Origin of the sequence: Hymenobacter sp. DG01 (genome assembly GCF_006352025.1) — a bacterium.
GTDB lineage: Bacteria > Bacteroidota > Bacteroidia > Cytophagales > Hymenobacteraceae > Hymenobacter.
Genome location: NZ_CP040936.1, coordinates 3,279,719 through 3,296,542, shown reverse-complemented (window position 1 = coordinate 3,296,542; position 16,824 = coordinate 3,279,719). Strand labels below are relative to the sequence as shown.

Annotated in this window: 11 protein-coding genes; 5 read left to right on the top strand and 6 right to left on the bottom strand. The window is 61.0% G+C overall.

From position 1 onward, the window contains the following. Positions 1-7 precede the first annotated feature (7 nt). Positions 8-1,435, top strand: a complete 1,428-nt coding sequence (locus FGZ14_RS13970) for a G-D-S-L family lipolytic protein (RefSeq protein ID WP_139924851.1) — start codon at positions 8-10, stop codon at positions 1,433-1,435. Between the two features lie 79 nt (positions 1,436-1,514). Here the strand turns inward: FGZ14_RS13970 and FGZ14_RS13965 are convergent, their stop codons facing one another. Beyond that, positions 1,515-2,534: a YpdA family putative bacillithiol disulfide reductase gene (locus FGZ14_RS13965; protein WP_139924850.1), complete on the bottom strand. Its 1,020-nt coding sequence runs from the start codon at positions 2,532-2,534 to the stop codon at positions 1,515-1,517. A 182-nt stretch (positions 2,535-2,716) separates the two neighbouring features. On the opposite strand from FGZ14_RS13965, the gene FGZ14_RS13960 reads away from it, so the two are divergent. After that, positions 2,717-3,178, top strand: a complete 462-nt coding sequence (locus tag FGZ14_RS13960; protein WP_139924849.1) for a lipocalin family protein — start codon at positions 2,717-2,719, stop codon at positions 3,176-3,178. A 115-nt stretch (positions 3,179-3,293) separates the two neighbouring features. On the opposite strand, the gene FGZ14_RS13955 is transcribed toward FGZ14_RS13960, so the two are convergent. Both FGZ14_RS13955 and polA read right to left on the bottom strand, forming a co-directional pair. Further along, complete coding sequence (locus FGZ14_RS13955; RefSeq protein WP_139924848.1) at positions 3,294-3,743, bottom strand: hypothetical protein; 450 nt, start codon at positions 3,741-3,743, stop codon at positions 3,294-3,296. Between the two features lie 196 nt (positions 3,744-3,939). After that, positions 3,940-6,834, bottom strand: coding sequence for a DNA polymerase I (gene polA, locus FGZ14_RS13950; protein ID WP_139924847.1), 2,895 nt, complete (start codon positions 6,832-6,834; stop codon positions 3,940-3,942). Positions 6,835-7,150: 316 nt separating this feature from the next. Here polA and FGZ14_RS13945 point away from each other — a divergent pair, with 316 nt between their 5' ends. Both FGZ14_RS13945 and FGZ14_RS13940 read left to right on the top strand, forming a co-directional pair. Then, positions 7,151-7,882: a hypothetical protein gene (locus FGZ14_RS13945; RefSeq protein ID WP_139924846.1), complete on the top strand. Its 732-nt coding sequence runs from the start codon at positions 7,151-7,153 to the stop codon at positions 7,880-7,882. A gap of 420 nt (positions 7,883-8,302) precedes the next feature. Then, a complete protein-coding gene (locus tag FGZ14_RS13940; RefSeq protein WP_139924845.1) occupies positions 8,303-9,805 on the top strand; it encodes a T9SS type A sorting domain-containing protein in 1,503 nt (500 codons plus the stop codon). An 84-nt stretch (positions 9,806-9,889) separates the two neighbouring features. Here FGZ14_RS13940 and FGZ14_RS13935 read toward each other — a convergent pair whose 3' ends face one another. The 3 genes from FGZ14_RS13935 to FGZ14_RS13925 all read right to left on the bottom strand — a co-directional run bounded on the left by FGZ14_RS13935 (position 9,890) and on the right by FGZ14_RS13925 (position 15,919). After that, positions 9,890-12,310, bottom strand: coding sequence for a hypothetical protein (locus tag FGZ14_RS13935; protein ID WP_139924844.1), 2,421 nt, complete (start codon positions 12,308-12,310; stop codon positions 9,890-9,892). A gap of 4 nt (positions 12,311-12,314) precedes the next feature. Further along, a complete protein-coding gene (locus tag FGZ14_RS13930) occupies positions 12,315-15,098 on the bottom strand; it encodes a TonB-dependent receptor (protein WP_139924843.1) in 2,784 nt (927 codons plus the stop codon). A 65-nt stretch (positions 15,099-15,163) separates the two neighbouring features. Beyond that, positions 15,164-15,919: a hypothetical protein gene (locus FGZ14_RS13925; RefSeq protein WP_139924842.1), complete on the bottom strand. Its 756-nt coding sequence runs from the start codon at positions 15,917-15,919 to the stop codon at positions 15,164-15,166. 209 nt (positions 15,920-16,128) lie between these two features. On the opposite strand from FGZ14_RS13925, the gene FGZ14_RS13920 reads away from it, so the two are divergent. Beyond that, positions 16,129-16,806: a 3'-5' exonuclease gene (locus FGZ14_RS13920; RefSeq protein ID WP_139924841.1), complete on the top strand. Its 678-nt coding sequence runs from the start codon at positions 16,129-16,131 to the stop codon at positions 16,804-16,806. The last annotated feature ends 18 nt before the right edge of the window (positions 16,807-16,824 follow it).

Here is a 16,824-nt window from a genome sequence, read left to right as displayed (position 1 = left end):
CCGACCCATGAATACGTTTCTGATTCGCAAGTTTACTCCCGTAGCGGCGCTGCTTGGGCTGGGCCTCAGCGCCTGCCAGCCCGATCTGGAAGACGACTTCAAGCCCAGCAGCGGCTCGGCTGACTTCTCGCGCTACATTGCCGTGGGCAACTCCCTTACGGCCGGCTTTTCTGATGGGGGCCTGTACCTGGAAGGTCAGCTGAATTCCTACCCCAACCTGCTGGCCCAGCAGTTCCGCGAAGCCGGCGGCGGCGATTTTGTGCAGCCCCTGTTCTCGGAGGCCCAGAGCAATGGCTCGGGCTACCTGCGCCTGGCCGGCTTTACGGCGGCTGGCGCTCCCATTACGGCGTCCGTAACCGATAGGCTGGCCCTGCGCGCCGGCGCTACGGCTGCCCGCCCGCTCTACACCAAGTACACCGAGCCCGTCAACAACCTGGGCGTGCCCGGCATCCGTCTCTCGGATATCGAAACGGCTGGCTACGCTCAGGGCAACCCGTACTTCGAGCGGATTACCCCCGACGCCCAGGTTACTACCCAAACCTACCTGGCCCGCGTAGCGGCTTCCAACCCTACCTTCTTCACCAACTGGCTCGGTAACAACGACGTGCTGGGCTACGCCACGGCTGGCGGGGCCGCCAATAGCCTCACCACCCCGGCGGTCTTCACGGAGAAGAACACCAAAATTATTGACGCCCTGACTGCTAACGGCGCCAAGGGCCTGGTGGCTACCATTCCGGACGTGACCAACATCCCGTTCTTCACCACGGTAGGCCCCACGTTCAAGGCTACCCTGACGACCCTGAACGTACCCGGCCTGGTTATCCAGACGGGCTCGGCGGCTGGCGGCCCCACCTCCGGTAACCGCAAGCAAATCACGACGGCTGATATCCGGGACGCCAGCGGCACGGGCCGGCAGCTGTTCACCCTGACGTCCTCGCCCTTCCTGGGCCTGTTAAACCAGCGCACCGGCCGCGCCTGGCGCTACGTGTACGCGCAGAGCGGGCAGCCGGCCGCCGGCCTCAGCCTGTTCCTGACGGCTTATGGCATTGATACCACGGCTACCTTCGGTACCAGCGCCGGCAACCCCATTCCCAGCCTGTTCGTGCTGGATGATGTGGAGCAGGGCCTGGTGCGCACTGCTACCACGGCCTTCAACAACACCATCCGCAGCAAAGCCAACGAGAAAGGCCTGGCTATTTTCGATGCCAATGCTTACTTCACCAGCGTGGCTGGTAGCGGCATCGTGAGCAACGGCGTAAACAACACGGCCAGCTTTATTTCGGGCAACCTGTTCTCCCTGGATGGTGTGCACCCCACGCCCCGCGGCTACGCCTTCGTGGCCAACGAAATGATTAAGGCCATCAACGCCAAGTATGGCTCGAAGATCGGGCAGGTAAACCCCAACAACTACCGCGGTGTACGCTTCCCGCAGTAAGCCCTGGGTCCTACCCCTTATGTAGCGAAAAAGCCTTCCTGCTCATGCGGGAAGGCTTTTTTATTGACTGCTTGATTGATCAGCGGGTTAGCTGCACGGGCTGGAGCACCTGCGGCAGCTCAGGCGCGGCTTCGCCGGCCAGGCGGGCGGCAATTACCTGGGCGTGGTAGCGGCCATTCTCGATAAACCAGCGGCTGGTGTTCAGGCCCCCGCACACGGTGCCGGCTAGGTACACGCCGGGGCGGTTGGTTTCCAGCGTATCGGCGTCGTGGGTGGGGGTTTGGGCGGCATCGGTCTGACAGGTGATACCCAGGGCCGCCAGAAACTCAAAATCGGGGTGGTAGCCGGTGAGGGCGTACACGTAGGCAGCGGGTAGGGCCTGGGGGCCGTCCGGGGTTTGCACCTCCACGGTTTCCGGCGTGATGCGCTGGATGGTGGTGTTGAAAAGCGCTTTGATGCGGCCTTCCTTAACACGGTTCACCAGATCGGGCCGGATCCAGTACTTCACCGACTGGCTGATTTCCGGGCCGCGCACCACCATGGTTACATCGGCGCCGGCGCGCAGCAGCTGCAGGGCGGCTTTGGCCGAGGAGTTCTTGGCGCCCACCACTACCACTTGCTGGCCGGTGTGGGGGTAGGGCTCCTTATAGTAGTGCGAAACGTGGGGCAGGTCTTCGCCGGGTACGCGCAGGTAGTTGGGCACGTCGTAGAAACCCGTGGCAATAATCACGAAGCGGCACGCAATGCGGCCTTTTTCCGTGACCACCTCGTAGCGGCCCGGCTCGCCTTCCAGCCCCAGCACCCGCTCGTAGAGGCGCAGGTGCAGGTTTTCGGTTTGGGCTACCCGGCGGTAATAGTCGAGGCCGTCTTCGCGCAGGGGCTTGTAGTGGCTGGTGGGGAAGGGGTGGCCGCCAATTTCCAGCAGCTCCGGCGTCGAGAAGAACTCCATGTTGGTGGGGTAGCCAATAATGGAATTCACCAAAGCGCCCTTGTCCACGGTTACCACGGAAAAGCCGCGGCGCTGCACTTCTAGAGCACATGCCAATCCTACGGGACCAGCCCCAATCACCACAACGTCAAAAGAAGTATTTTCAGGCATATTATGTACTACAGCGAAAGGCAGCATACAGTTCTACTGCTAAAACAAACCTGTTTAGGTAAAATAGTACGCTGCAGCATGTATAGGTGTTTTTTGGGTTGCAGAATTGAGGCCTTACTATATTAGGGACCAACTAAATTAATACCGTTGTTTGCATCTTCTTTTTTACACTTAACCTTTTTATGAAGCGTATTTCATTTCTACTGTCACTATTAGTTGCCGGTAGCGTTTTCACAGGCTGCGGCAGCGACGACGAAACTCCCAGCCCGAATAAATCGAAGTCGGAGCTCCTAATGGCCAAGAGCTGGCGCATGACGGCTCAGACCGAAACAGTCGGCTCTAAAGCCCCTGACGATACGTTTAGCAGCGAAGAAGCCTGTAGCAAGGACGATCTGGCTAAATTCATGGCAAACGGCATCTTTATAGCCGATGAAGGAAAAACCAAATGTGACCCTGATGATTCTCAGCAGTTTGCTGGGAACTGGGCGCTGTCAGCAAATGACACGAAATTGACTATCACCGTTTTTATAGCAGCAGCACAATTTGACATAACTGAATTGACGGAAAATAAACTTGTGCTAACCTCTACTGACACTGACAGTGGTGTAACGACAACTACCCGCACAACTTATGTTAGCGAGTAAACAGTTGTATTATATCAACAAAAAAGGGCTACACTTGTAGTCCTTTTTTGTTGATATAATACAACTGTTTACTGAGTTTATACACGATGGTGGACACTATACCATAGATGAGGCTTTATGGTCTTGTTTTCTGTGAAGCTACCACCCCACGCCTCCGCAGAACTTGCAGTGCCCCCGTACTCCACAAAGCCCAGCCCATAAGCACCGGCTGTAAGAACAGCCGCCCGAAGCGTTTAGCGTCCGTATCGAGGCCGAAAGCAGAAATATGGTGGGTGTACTGGTGAATGTTGCCTGGGAACACGGCGGCGTAAAACGCGGCCAGCCCAATGCCCATGCGCACCCGGTTCCGGCCTTTCAGGGCCAGCAGCGCCAGCCCCAGCCCGATTTCCACTACCCCGGAGGCCAGCACGGTAGTATCCTTGTCCAAGGGTACGAAGTCGGGAACCTGGGCTTGAAATTCCTGGCGGGCGAAGGTGAGGTGGCCCGTGCCGGCTACTATCATGAACGAGCCCAGTATGCCGCGGGCTACGTTTTGCAGGGTGGTGGTATGCGTTTTTTCCAGCATCAGAGATAGGGCCAGGATTAGCCTGGTTCCCTCTATACGGCCGGGTAGGGCGGCCGGCTACCTCGTTTGGGCAGTTAGCCCCACGAAAAGCGCCTGTTATTCTGAGCAGAGCGAGGAATCTGAGTTTGCCATTTGATGGCTTAACCCAAATTCCTTGCTCTGCTCAGAATAACAGGCGCTTTGCTGGTAACGGGGCTTAGTGGGCCTGTAGCCAGTTGCGGCCGGTGCCTACTTCTACCTCCAGGGGCACGCCGTGGGGTAGGAGCAAAGCGTTGGACATCAGTTCCTTGATCTTGGGCGTGATGTACTCCACTTCTTCCTGCACGGCGTCGAACACCAGTTCGTCGTGTACCTGCAGAATCATTTTGGTGCCGAGCTTCTCCTGAATCAGCCACTCATGGATGTTGATCATGGCTTTCTTGATGATGTCGGCGGCGGTGCCCTGAATGGGAGCGTTGATGGCGTTGCGCTCGGTGTAGCCGCGCAGGGTAGCGTTGCGCGAGTTGATGTCGCGGAGGTAGCGGCGGCGGCCCAGCAGGGTAGTGGCATACTCCAGCTCCCGGGCCCGGTTGATGCTGTCGTCCATGAACTTCTTCACCGACGAAAACTCCTCGAAGTAGGTCTCGATGATGTCAGTAGCTTCCTTGCGCGAAATGCCAATGCGCTGGGCCAGCCCAAAGGCTGAAATGCCATAGATGATACCAAAATTGACGGTTTTGGCTTTGCGGCGCATCTCGCCATCTACCTGGTCCAGGGGTACGTGGAATACCTTGCTGGCGGTGCTGGTGTGAATATCGAGGCCCTGGCGGAAGGCTTCAATCATGGTCTGGTCGCCCGAGAAGTCGGCCATGATGCGCAGCTCCACCTGCGAGTAGTCGGCGGCCAGCAGTACGTGCTGCTCATCGCGCGGCACAAAGGCCTTGCGGATTTCCCGGCCTTTCTCCGTGCGGATCGGAATGTTCTGCAGGTTGGGGTTGGTGGAGCTGAGGCGGCCGGTGGCCGTTACGGCCTGGTTGAAGGACGTGTGCACGCGGCCATCGGTTTCGCACACCAGCTGGGGTAGGGCCTCCACGTAGGTAGAGCGGAGCTTGGTGAGCTGGCGGTGCTCCAGAATCAGGCCGGCAATGGGGGCGTCGGCGGCCAGCTGGCTCAGAATTTCCTCGCCGGTAGCGTACTGGCCGGTTTTGGTTTTCTTGATTTTGCCGCCGCCCAGGCCCATTTTATCGAACAGGACTTCGCCCAACTGCTTGGGCGAGCCAATGTTGAACTCCTGCCCGGCCTCTGAGAAAATCTGCTTCTCAATGTCCTGGATGTAGCCCTGCAGCTCGGCCGAGTATTCGCCCATAGCCGAAGAGTCAATCTTCACGCCCTCGTACTCAATGTCGGCCAGTACCGGCACCAGCGGGTTTTCCACCTCGTTGAGCAGGTCCAGCAGGCCTACTTCCCTGAGCATGGGCTCGAAAACGTGCTTAAGCTGCAGGGTCACGTCGGCGTCCTCGCAGGCATAGTCCGACACCTCGGCGGGGGGGAGGTCGGCCATGGTTTTCTGGTTTTTGCCTTTCGGGCCGATGAGCTCCAGAATGCTCACGGGCGTGTAGTGCAGGTAGGTTTCGGCCAGCACGTCCATGTTGTGGCGCATGTCGGGCTCCAGCAGGTAGTGGGCCAGCATGGTGTCAAACAGCTTGCCGCGCATGGTTACTCCGTAGTGCTTGAGAATGGTGAGGTCGTATTTGATGTTCTGACCCACTTTCACAATCTGCTCGGCATCGAAGAAGGGCCGGAACTCATCTACCAGGGCCTGGGCTGCGGCCGCGTCGTCGTGGGGCACGGGCACGTAGTAGGCCTCGCCAGGCAGCCAGCAGAAGGACAGGCCCACCAGCCGTGCCGTCATGGTGTCGAGGCCGGTAGTCTCGGTGTCGAAGCTGACTTCGGTTTGCTGGAGCAGGAATTTCAGCAGGCTCTGGCGCAGCTCGGGCGTATCGATGAGGTGGTACTGGTGGGGCACGTCCTGCAGGGTAAGGCGCGGGCCGGCGGGCGCCCCGAAGGAGCCGGTTTCGCCTTCTTCGGCAGCAATACCCACGGCCGCGTCGGCAGAGGACGCAAAAAGGCTGCCCTGACCCTCCGCTACGCGCGGGCGGCGCGAGCCGGCCCGCGGGTTGGCGCGGTCGGGTGCGGCCGAGATGCCGGCGGCGCTACCCCCGCCCAGCACCCGAGCCGCCAGCTGCCGGAATTCCAGCTCCTCGAACAGCTGCTGCAGCTGCTCGGCGTTGGGTTGCTCCAGGCGCAGGTTTTCCTCGTGAAACTCGATGGGCACATCGAGGTGGATGGTGGCCAGCTCCTTGCTCAGCAGGCCCTGCTCGGCGAAGTTGCGCACGTTTTCCTGCTGCTTGCCCTTCAGCTTATCCACATTGGCAATCAGGTTTTCCACCGAGCCGAACTCTTGCACCAGCTTTTTGGCGGTTTTCTCGCCAATGCCCGGAATGCCCGGAATGTTGTCGGAGGCGTCGCCCTGCAGGCCCAGAATGTCGATTACTTGCTCTACGCGCTCAATCTCGAAGCGCTCCAATACGTGCTTCACGTCCAGCACCTCGGCGGCGTTGCCCATGAAGGCGGGCCGGTAAATCTTGATGCAGTCGGTTACCAGCTGGCAGTAATCCTTGTCGGGCGTCATCATGAACACCTCCCCAAAGCCCTGCTTTTCGGCGCGCTGGGCCAGAGTGCCAATCACGTCATCGGCTTCGAAGCCATCCACCATCAGAATGGGGATGTTGAAGGCCTGGATGATGCGCTTGATGTAGGGAATGGCCAGCCCGATGTCCTCGGGCATGGCCTGGCGCTGGGCCTTGTACTCGGCAAACTGCTCGTGGCGGAAGGTTTTCTTCTGGGCATCGAAGGCCACCCCAATGTGGGTAGGCTTTTCCTTCTGGAGCACTTCCACCAAGGTGTTGGTGAAGCCCAGGATGGCGCCCGTATTGAGGCCCTTGGAGTTTACGCGAGGGTTTTTGCTGAAGGCAAAGTGGGCGCGGTAAATCAGGGCAAAGGCGTCGAGCAGAAAGAGCTTGTGGGGCTGGGGGGCAGGAGCGTCGGTCATATCTGCGAAGGTACGCAAGGCAGTGGGGTAGAGGTTGGGCCCCGGTACCAAATGTCACGCTATGCCCCGGCCAGTGCCCCCCCCGGCCGCGCGGCTGCCGCCAGCAACGGCCTGATCCTTACAGGCTGCGCGCTGATGTGGCGGAAATAGTTCTGATAATTATTGGAAAAAGCAAAGTCACAAAGCCGGGCAGGGCTACCTGGTTTGGTTGCGGAAAGGCCGCCATCTTGCGCCGCAGTAGCAGCGAGCGGCCGTTGGCTCTGGCCGGTGGTCTTCCCTTGCTCGGCAGGTACTTTATTTCTCTTCCTTCTTTTCCATGCGTACTCTTTTCTGCGCCGCTCTGCTGAGCGGGGCGCCCGCCCTGGCCCAGGCTCAAGCGCCTACCCCTTTGCCCGACTCGGCTACCACCTACAAGCACCAGCTGGGCCTGACGGCCAGCCCCGTGCTCGAGGGCTTTTTCCGCAACAACCGTTCCCTACCCCTGGGCCTGCTCTACAAGCGGCAGGTGCGGCCCAACCAAGCTTGGCGCCTGGGAGCGGTGGGCAGCTACCGCTACACCAAGCGCTACAAGCCCTACCCCCTCACGAACCGCGACTTCAGCGAGAGCAGCCTGAGTGTAGAAGCCTACACGGGCTACGAGTGGCAGAAAGCCCTGACCCGCCGCTGGGTTGGCTACGCCGGGGTGGATGTGGGGGTAGGATATACGATTTTTCACTCAAAAGAGTATTCTGAGCGCGGAGAAGTAGTAAATGGGGAACTCACTGTTTTTTCTTTTTACGATCAGAATCGACAACGCACATATGCGGTGTTCGCGAGGCCTTTGGTGGGAGCACGCTACCAGTTACGGCCCTTCCTATACCTAAGTGCTGAAGCGGCTCTATCTGTCCGATATAACCATTATAGGTTCAGAGGCAGTATTGTCCGGACATTCAGGGATACCGGGGAACTAGTCGGCATCGGAGAGGGCCGATCTTTAGAAAACCAAACAAGTGCTACACTACGTCCCCTCAGTCAAATCAGCGTGCATTACTTGTTTGGGCGCCCTTAATAAAGAGTCATCCTTTTATTCACCTCTTATTTACCTATGATGAAAAAGTGCCAACCACTTTCATTTCCGGCTTTGGTGGCGCTGCTGGTTTGACTGTTGTCCCCGGTCAGCACCAGCGCGCAAGCCTTTCGTGCTTACACCAAGGCCGTCTGTCCAAATCAAACGGTTACTTATGTGCTGGAAAATATTCCGTCCGGGTATCGGGTAAATGGAGCTAGTGCTACTGGCGGTACGCTGCTCAATACACCTAGTGTTAGTAATAGTACGGCTGAGTATCGGGTGCAGTGGGGGACAGGCTCCATAGGCTCTATAACGCCGGGACTTCAGGCCCCGTTAAAAGATGCTAGCGGTACTACTACTGGATGGAGGCCGGTTGCCCCATCGAGTACCCCTAATATCATCATCAAGAGCGTGCTTGGGGTGCGCATTAACGCCCAGATCAATAACACGAGCGTGATTGAGCTGCCGCTGTGCAGTGGGGCGCAACAGCTCACGCTTACGCTGCCGCAGTTCTATTACGATGATGCCGGAGCCTACCCGGTGGAGGCGTATGTGTGGACGATACCCAGCACATTCACGGTGCAAAACGCGCAGCCGGCTACGGACTTTGGCCCCGGCCGGTGGCTGGGTGGGCGCTCCATCACGGTTACGGCCCCGGCCAGTCAGCTAAACGAAGTAGTGCGCGTGGTGCTGTGGAGCCGCGAGTGCAACCAGAACCCGGCCTACAACAACCCACCCGCCAGCCTCATCAGCTTCGAGCAAAGCGTGACCATCCGGCGGGTGCCGCCTACCCTTACCAGTGTCACGGCCTCACGTGCGGCCCTGACCTGCGGCGACCAGACCCCACTCACGCTTACGGCCAACCTGAGCCAAAGTGGTGGGGCCAGCGTTAGCTACACCTGGCCCGCAACCCTGCCCGGCGGCTGGAGCTACCAGACCCCAGCCCCGCGCACGGGCAGCAGCGTAGTCGTAATTCCCAGCGGGCAGCCCGGCAGTATTTCCATTCCGGTTTCAGCCAGCTACAGCTGCGGCGGCGTTAGCGGCACTACTCCTGCGGTAACCTATGCTACTACCGTTAGCACCCAAGTAGGTAAGGTAGTGTTCAAGCCCAACAACTACGATTTTTGTCTGGGCGAAACCAAGCGGCTGGAGGTGCAGCCTATTTCGGGCGTGACCTCCTACACTTGGCAGCTGCCTCAGGATTTCAGTCCGGCCACGGCTACCACTACCGTGCCCTACCTCACGGTAACTGCTCCTAGCCAGGGCACTACCTACCAGGGCCGCCGCTATATCCGGGTAACGGCCGGCTCGGGCTCCTGCGGTACCAGCTCCGATACTGTAGGCTTTAAACTAGGCACCGGCCTGGTGTACTTTACCAGCCCCTACGGCGACGTGGTAGATGGAGAGGAAGTATGCGCCGGCAGCGTCGTGACGCTGTGGGCCAATCTCTACAACGACCGGGGCACCAACACCGGCTATACCTGGACCGCCTCGGGCGGGGAACTGCTCGACGACCAAGGCACGGCCGGCATGCGCGTCCGGCTGCCGGGACCGGGCAACTGGGTGAACGTAGCCGTGCGCTTCACCAATGACTGTGGTGGTGTTAAAATCGGGTACTTTTCTTTGCGCACCGTGGAGCGGTTTTCCAACGGTTTCTATTGCCAGCCCGAAATTCTGCCCCGTCTGGCGGTGGCCCCGGCCTACCCTAACCCGGCCTCCGAGGAGCTAATAGTGCCCCTGCTTGCCGGCACCAAAGGTCATGTACGTCTCTTCAACGGGCAGGGCCGGCAGGTGCGCCAGACACCGGCCAAGGGCGCTCAGGTGGTGCTGGACGTACGCCAGCTGCCCGAGGGCCTTTACCAACTGCAGGTGCCCGGCCCCGATGGTAGCATCCGGCATCAGCAGATACAAGTGCAGCACTAGCATGTAGCCATACATTCAGCAACAAAAGCAGCCCCGGCCTCTAGGCCGGGGCTGCTTTTGTTTTAAAGAACGGAGGACCTGCCTTTACAGGGGTTGTTTCACCTCAAACGTAAAGCTGGTGCTACCCGGCAAGCCGGTGGCTGAAAGGCCCTGCACTACCACCAGGTAGCGGCCGGCCTGGTCGCCGGTGTAGAACTCCAGCTGCTGCGCGCCGCTGCCGGTGGCGGTTACGCTGGGGTTCCAGTAGAGCAGGTTGCGCAGATCGGGCAGGCGACTGCGGCGGGCTTCGGGCGTGTCGTAGCGCGGGGCATAAAACTCGCGCTGGCCCTGCAGGCCCTCGTACTGCTGCACCAGCACCCGCGGGTCGAGCGGGAAGCCTTCCAGGTCGCCTTTGTAGGTGGTAAAGCTCACCAAGCCGCTGTACAGGGCCGGCCCGTGAAAGTAGCGGCTGGTTATTACCTCCAGCTTCTGAATTTTCAGCGGGTCGAGGGCCATAAGCTTGTTGAGGTTAAACACGGGCACCCCGTCGAGCAGCACCATGGGGTCCTCGGTGAAGGTGGTTTGGTTGATGCGGTCCACCACCATAAAGTGAAACCCATCCTTGCGGCGGCGCACCAGCACCCCCGGCACGTACTCGCGCATCACTTCCTCCAGCACCTTAAAGCGGGTATATCGGTCCAGCAGATATGTTTCGTCGGCCTTGCCGTAGAAGGCCGTGCTGTCGGCGGGGGGTAGGCGGTAGCGGCCGCGGGCCGGGTTGGCAAAGACCCGCTGGACCTGCTGCTGAAAGTAGCGTTTGGTGTAGTCGGCCGGGTACTGGGCCAGCGGGACGAAGGCCGGGACCGGCGCGGCCGGGTAGCGCTCCGAAAACGGATTCAGCAGCTCAATCCGGCAGGTGCTGTCCTGGCGTGGGTTGGTTTGCACCATCACTTCCCCGGGGCCGTACACCTCGGGCAGCTCAAACTGTACCAGCCCGGCCGCGTTGCTCAGGCCGCTTTGCAGCCGGATAATGCGGCTGGGCACCGAGAGGTAAGTAAGAAGGCCCGGTGCCGGCTGGGTAGTGCCCACCTGCGTGAGCCGGGCCCGCATAATGGGCCCGTACAACTCGGGCGGGTACGGGAAGGCCGGGGGGGTAGGGGCCCGCACGTCTTCCCAGCGGAAGCGGCTCCAGCCCTGGGTCAGCAGCAGGTTGTTGGTGGCGGCGGCCGCTTCGGGGCCGGTAGCGGTAAGGTAATACTCGGGGTGCTCTACGGTTCCTGGCACTTCCGAGGCCAGCCAGAGGTAGCTGCCAATGTCGGGGGTAGGGCCGGTAGCCAGCGAATCGAGGCGGTACACGGCCACCGAGAGGCTGGCCCCCGGGGCGGGCAGCGCGGGTGCCCCGGCTGTAGCCACGGCCAGGCGCACCGGCTCGCGGGGGGCGTACTGTGGCTTGTCGGGGCGGGCGCTAATGACAAGCTGCTGGCGGGGCACCCGGAAAAACAGCCGCTCCGCTACGGGCTTCTGCTCCGCGTTAAACACGGTAAGGCGCGAAACGCCCTCCGGCAGCTGGGTGCGGTCGAGCAGGAAGGTAGCCTGCCCGTTGATCAGCTGGGCCTGGGCTGCCAGGGCCACCTGCTGCCGCGAGTGACTCAGCAGATACATTGTTTCGGGCCGGGCGCTGGTGCTGCGGACGGTAAGCGTCAGGGGTTTGGCGTCATCATCTTCAAGCCCCAGCACGTAGCCCTGCGCGTACACCCGCGGCAGCCCGCGCCGCAGCACCCGGCCGCCGGGCAAAGCCACCACGGCCGTGTACGTGGCGCCCGGCTCGGGCGTAAACGAGAAGCTGCCCATGCCGTAGCGCAACGTCTGGAAGGAAGCCACGGTAGTGCCGGCTTGGTTGAGCAGGCGGCCCTGGGCGCCTACCCCCGTGCCTGCCCCGGAGGTTACCTTGAAGCCCACCGTGCTGCGCAACCCCTGCACCAGCTGGCCGCCTTCCGGAAAAAACTGCACGTCGTACGCCACGGAATCGGGGCCCGTGGTGGCAGGGCCGTCGGCTGCCGTCCGGGGGGTTGCTACCGTTACCTGGCGCTGGAAGTAGTAGGCCGGGTCAAAGTTCTGCATCCAGCTGGTGTAGGCCCGCACCGTGTACACGCCCGAAGCCAGGGAAGCCGGCAGCTGAAACGAGCCGTGACCCGTGGCCTGCCGCACCGGAACTTTGGCCTGCAACACCGGGCGGTTGGCCTGGTCTAGCACCTCCACGTAAGCCACGGCGCTAAAGGCCTGGGGCCGGGAAACGGCGTACACCTTATACCACATGGTTTCGCCGCTGAGGTAGAAAGGGCGGTCCAGGTGCAGAAACAGCTTCTCGGCAACAGCCCGCTGCTGGTAGGTGCCCAGGGCCCGCCGGAGGCTGTCGAGCGGGTCCTGCGCCGCCCGGCCGGTGGCTACTGGCCCTAGCAGCAGCAGCGCCGGCAGCCACCGGCCCAGGGCGCGCACGGCCGGCAAGCAGGAGGGAGGGGTAGGCATGGGGCTAGAATTTGAAGTTGTAGGTAAGCGTGGGAATGGGCTGCCCGAAAATGGAGAGCTTGTAGCCTCGGATCTGGCCGTTTTCTGACTTGAAGTACACCGAGTATGGGTTGCGGCGCCCCGTCAGGTTGTACACGCCTACCGTCCAGGAGCTGTGAGCCAACTTTTTCACTTTGTGGTTGCCTTCAATATTGAGGGCGAAGTCGGCGCGGTAGTAGTCGGGCACGCGGTAGGCGTTGCGCTCCGAGTAGAACACGCGCATGGAGTTGCCCACATAGTACTTGGCCAGGGGTAGGGTAATGGGCCGCCCCGTGCTGTAAGTGAAGTTGAGAGAGGAGCTGAAGCGGCGGCTGAAGCGGTAGTTGCCAATCAGGGTTACATCGTGGGGCTTATCGAAGTTGCTGGGGTAGTAGCGGCCCTTATTGATGGTTTCGGCGGGGGTGCCGGCATTCACGCGCACCAGGGAGCGGGAGTAGGTGTAGCTCACCCAGCCATTGATTTTGCCCGTCAGCTTCTTCACCAGCACTTCTACCCCATAGGCCTGGCCCTCGGCATTCACAATGTCTGTTTCGATGTGGCGGTTCAGCAGCAGGGTAGCCCCGCTCTTGTAGTCCACGAAATCGTGCAGGGACTTGTAGTACGTCTCCACAGAGGCCTCAATGGTGTTCGACTTGAAGTTGCGGTAGTAGCCCACCGAGTACTGGTCGCCTACCTGGGGGCGCACGTTGGCGTCGGAGAGCTTCCAGATATCGGCCGGCGATACGGAGGCCGTATTGGACAACTGATGAATGTACTGGCGGGTGCGGTTGTAGCTGGCCTTCACCGAGGAGTTATCGGTAAGGGCAAACCGCGCCGAAAGCCGGTACTCGGGTCCGTGGTAGGTAGCCAGCACCCGGCCCGAACCGTAGCGCACGGTATCCGTCAGGGTGGCTTCGGTGCGCGGCAGGCCGGAGGCGTAGCGATACACGTCGCGCGGCCCCAGGGCATTGAACAGAGAGTAGCGCAGCCCCACCGACACGGAAAGCCGCGGGCTCAGGTCAATGCGGTCAGAGAGGTACACGGCGCTTTCCAGGGCCTGCTCCCGCTCCAGTATGTTGGGACTAACTAGGGAGGCCGCGCCGCTGGGCGTAAGGCTGCCCGGCGCTACGTGGTAAAGCAAGGAGCTGGCCCCAAACTCCAGGGTGTGGCGCGAGTTGGGGAAGTAGCTGAAATCGGCCTGCAGGCTGGTTTGCCGGATGCCGTACTGCAGCTCCGAGGCCGTCACCGGGTTTTCGTCGCTGCCAATGGTGTAGGCGTAGCGGCTGTAAGCCCCCGTCAGGACGCCGTAAAGCTGGTTGCTGAAGTTGTGCTGCCACTTCAGGCTGGCAGTTTGGTTGCGGTAGTGGTAAGCCGTGTCGCCAGCCAGCCGAAACCGGTCGGTGCTCAGGTAGCCGGTAGCGTAGAGCGTGTTCTTCTCATTCAGCTGGTGGCTGATGTGGGCGCTGAGGTCAGAGAAGGCGGCCGAGCTTTGCCGGAATGAGGCATTGGAGAGCCGGCGCAGAATCCAGTCGGAGTAGCTGGCGCGGCCGCTCAGGATAAAGGCGCTTTTGTCTTTCACCAGAGGGCCTTCCAGGGTTAGGCGGCTGGTAAGCGGCCCAATGCCGCCGGAGCCCGAAAACTTCTTTTTGTTGCCCTCGCGCGTCTTGATTTCCAGCACCGACGAGAGCCGCCCGCCGTACTTGGCCGGAATGGCGCTTTTGTAGAGCTCCACGGTTTGCAGCACATCGGGGTTGAAGGCCGAAAAGAAGCCGAACAGGTGGGAAGGGTTGTAAATGGTGGTGCCGTTGAACAGAATCAGGTTCTGGTCGGTGGCGCCGCCGCGCACGTTCAGGCCCGTGCTGCCTTCCCCCACCGATTTTACGCCTGGCAGCGTGAGCACCACCCGCAGAATGTCAGTTTCGCCGAAGGCCGTGGGTACCTGACGCAGGGTTTTGATGTCGAGCTTTTCCAGCCCCATCTGCATGCCCGATACGTTTTTGTCTTTCTCGGCCTCAATTACTACCTCCTTCAGCGGGGTAATATCTTCCTCCACCTCAATTTCCAGCTTGCCATCGGAGCGAAGTACTATTTGGCGCCGGGTATTTTTGAGGCCGATGCCCCGGATGCGCAGGTCGTGGCGGCCCACGGGCAGGGTAAGCGAGTAGTACCCAAACTGGTCGGTAGTGGCGCCCGCCGCCAGAGCCTCCACGAACACGGTAGCCCCAATCACCGGCTCGCCCGATTTCAGCTCCCGGACGTGGCCGGCCAGGGTAGCTTTGCCGCTGCCCGCGCTACCGCCGCCGATTTCGTGCACGCGGTACTCGGCCTCGCGCACGTAGCGCGAACGGCCTGGAGCACTGGCCGGGGTGGCTTCGTCGGGGTTGAGGGCCGAGGCGGGGGTAGCAGCCATAGAGGCGCCGGGATGCAGGAAGCCGGCGGGCAGGGTAGTTTCAAGGGGCGCGCCGGTGGTGATAATCACGCGCCGCTCGTCGTCTATGGCAAAGTGAAAGGCCGTGTTCCGCAGGGCGCGCTCCAGCACAGAGCGTACGGGCGCATCCTGCACCTGCAGCGTAATAAACAGACTATCCACCGCCGCCGGATCAAAGTAAAACCGAAGGTTGGTCTGGGCTTCGAGCTGGGTTGCGAACTGCTCGAACGGTACCCGGTTAAACGTACCGCTGACCGTTTTTTCGGGCTGCTGGGCCTGCCCGGTCGGCAGGTGCAACAGGTTTAGTAGTAGCCAGATACTCAGGTAATAGAAGTGCTTCATAGGAAACCACGGGCGCGGCAGCAAACGTAGGCGTAACGATAGGGGGTAGGCGGGAACGGGCAGTATCAGTGCGGCCCCAGACTAGCGTAGTAGCGGGTCAGTTCCACGATGTCGGCCTCGCGGCGGGCTTTGCGGAAGTGCAGCTTGTGCTCCTGAATATAGCGCTGTACTTCCTTGCCCCGGTCGGCGAAAAGGCGGGTAACGGAGCTTTTCCTGCTGATGGGATAGTACACACCTGCTTTCCGGATGAAGAGCTTGTCGAGCGAAATAAACTGGGTGTAGGCTTTTTCCTGGTTCAGCTTCTTCTCCATTTGCTTTACGCGCCGGGCCAGCAGTTGTACGGGGCCATCCACCAGCACCTCGTAGTAGCCGGTGCTGAGGGTAGCGGCCGCGGCGCTGTCGGGCACCAGCCGAATAAACTGGTGGCCGGCCAGGGTGAAGGATTCCACGTTTTCGTTGATGAGGCGCAGGCTGAGCGGACTGGTAGCATGCTGCAGCACCAACTGATCGAGCACTACGTCGTAGGACAGCTGCAGACCCTCGAAGTAGTGATGGTTATAGTGCACGCTGCCCGGCTGCTTTTCCGGGGAAAGAAAAAACTGATGGCCCAACCGCGTGCTGTACCGCCGGGCATAGTCCAGGTACTCCGGCCCGCTGTAGAGCTGCGGGTGCACCCGCAGCGCCTGGCTGTACTGCTGCTGGGCCCACGCCGCGGCCGGGGCAGGCTCCGCCGCGCTGGGGCTTTGGGCAGCTACCCACTGGCTACGGGAAAGCAGGCCCACCAGCAAGGTAAGCCCGGTAACAGCGCGGAAGAAGCTCATCGTAAGAAAGATAGAAATAAAGTAAAGCCCGGCGCGGCAGGCAGCTTATCCTCATCTGGGGGCGCTCCGGAGTGGCCATCAGGACAAAACCCCGCGCGCCCCAAGCGGCCGCCTACCCCCATACGGCGCCTTAAGCCGCACGCGAAGGGGCTACCGCTGGGACATAAAGCTAGGATTGCCAACCGGATATACTACTCCGGCACCGAAATATGGCGCGCCGGTGGGACGGGCCGGAAACCAACGCCCCGGTGCCCGTCCGCGTACAGCAGAACTCTATGCGCTACCTCTCCCTCGATCTTGAAACCTCCGGCGGCAAGCCCCAGCGCCACCAGATTCTGGAGCTGGCTGCCGTGGTGGAAGACACCAAAAAGCTGCTACCCCTGCCCGAGCTGCCAAGCTTCAGGCGCGTGGTGCGCCACCCCGAGTACGTGGGTACGGCCGGGGCGCTGGCCCTCAACGCCCGTCTGCTGCAGGAATTAGCCCGCAAGGAGCCCAACCCCGAGCTGTGTACCCCCGAGGAATTGCTGCCCCAGCTGCGCGAGTTTTTGCTGGCCCAGGGCTTCAAAACCGACAAGCAGGGCTGCGTAACCGTGACCATGGCTGGCAAAAACATTGCCTCCTTTGACCTGGGCTTTCTGCGCGAGCTGCCCGGCTATGGCACCCTGGTGCGCGCCGAGCCCGCCATGCTGGACCCGGCCGCCTTCTACCTCAACTGGCGCAAAGACACCCGCCTGCCCACCATGCAAACCTGCAAGGCCCGCGCCGGCTTCGAGGATGATACCGTGGCCCACGAAGCCCTGGCCGACGCCTTGGACGTGGTGCAGCTCCTGCGTCCCTTCTATGAGCTGCCCGTGTATAAGCAGGTAACGCAGGAGCTGGGCGACTGAGCAAAAATCAATGGGCGG

Excerpts from the sequence above, each read along its gene's own strand:
- FGZ14_RS13930 (WP_139924843.1), bottom strand. The coding sequence starts at position 15,098 with ATGAAGCACTTCTATTACCTGAGTATCTGGCTACTACTAAACCTGTTG.
- FGZ14_RS13920 (WP_139924841.1), top strand. The coding sequence starts at position 16,129 with ATGGCGCGCCGGTGGGACGGGCCGGAAACCAACGCCCCGGTGCCCGTC.
- FGZ14_RS13935 (WP_139924844.1), bottom strand. The coding sequence starts at position 12,310 with ATGCCTACCCCTCCCTCCTGCTTGCCGGCCGTGCGCGCCCTGGGCCGG.
- FGZ14_RS13955 (WP_139924848.1), bottom strand. The coding sequence starts at position 3,743 with ATGCTGGAAAAAACGCATACCACCACCCTGCAAAACGTAGCCCGCGGC.
- FGZ14_RS13970 (WP_139924851.1), top strand. The coding sequence starts at position 8 with ATGAATACGTTTCTGATTCGCAAGTTTACTCCCGTAGCGGCGCTGCTT.
- polA (WP_139924847.1), bottom strand. The coding sequence starts at position 6,834 with ATGACCGACGCTCCTGCCCCCCAGCCCCACAAGCTCTTTCTGCTCGAC.
- FGZ14_RS13945 (WP_139924846.1), top strand. The coding sequence starts at position 7,151 with ATGCGTACTCTTTTCTGCGCCGCTCTGCTGAGCGGGGCGCCCGCCCTG.
- FGZ14_RS13960 (WP_139924849.1), top strand. The coding sequence starts at position 2,717 with ATGAAGCGTATTTCATTTCTACTGTCACTATTAGTTGCCGGTAGCGTT.
- FGZ14_RS13965 (WP_139924850.1), bottom strand. The coding sequence starts at position 2,534 with ATGCCTGAAAATACTTCTTTTGACGTTGTGGTGATTGGGGCTGGTCCC.
- FGZ14_RS13925 (WP_139924842.1), bottom strand. The coding sequence starts at position 15,919 with ATGAGCTTCTTCCGCGCTGTTACCGGGCTTACCTTGCTGGTGGGCCTG.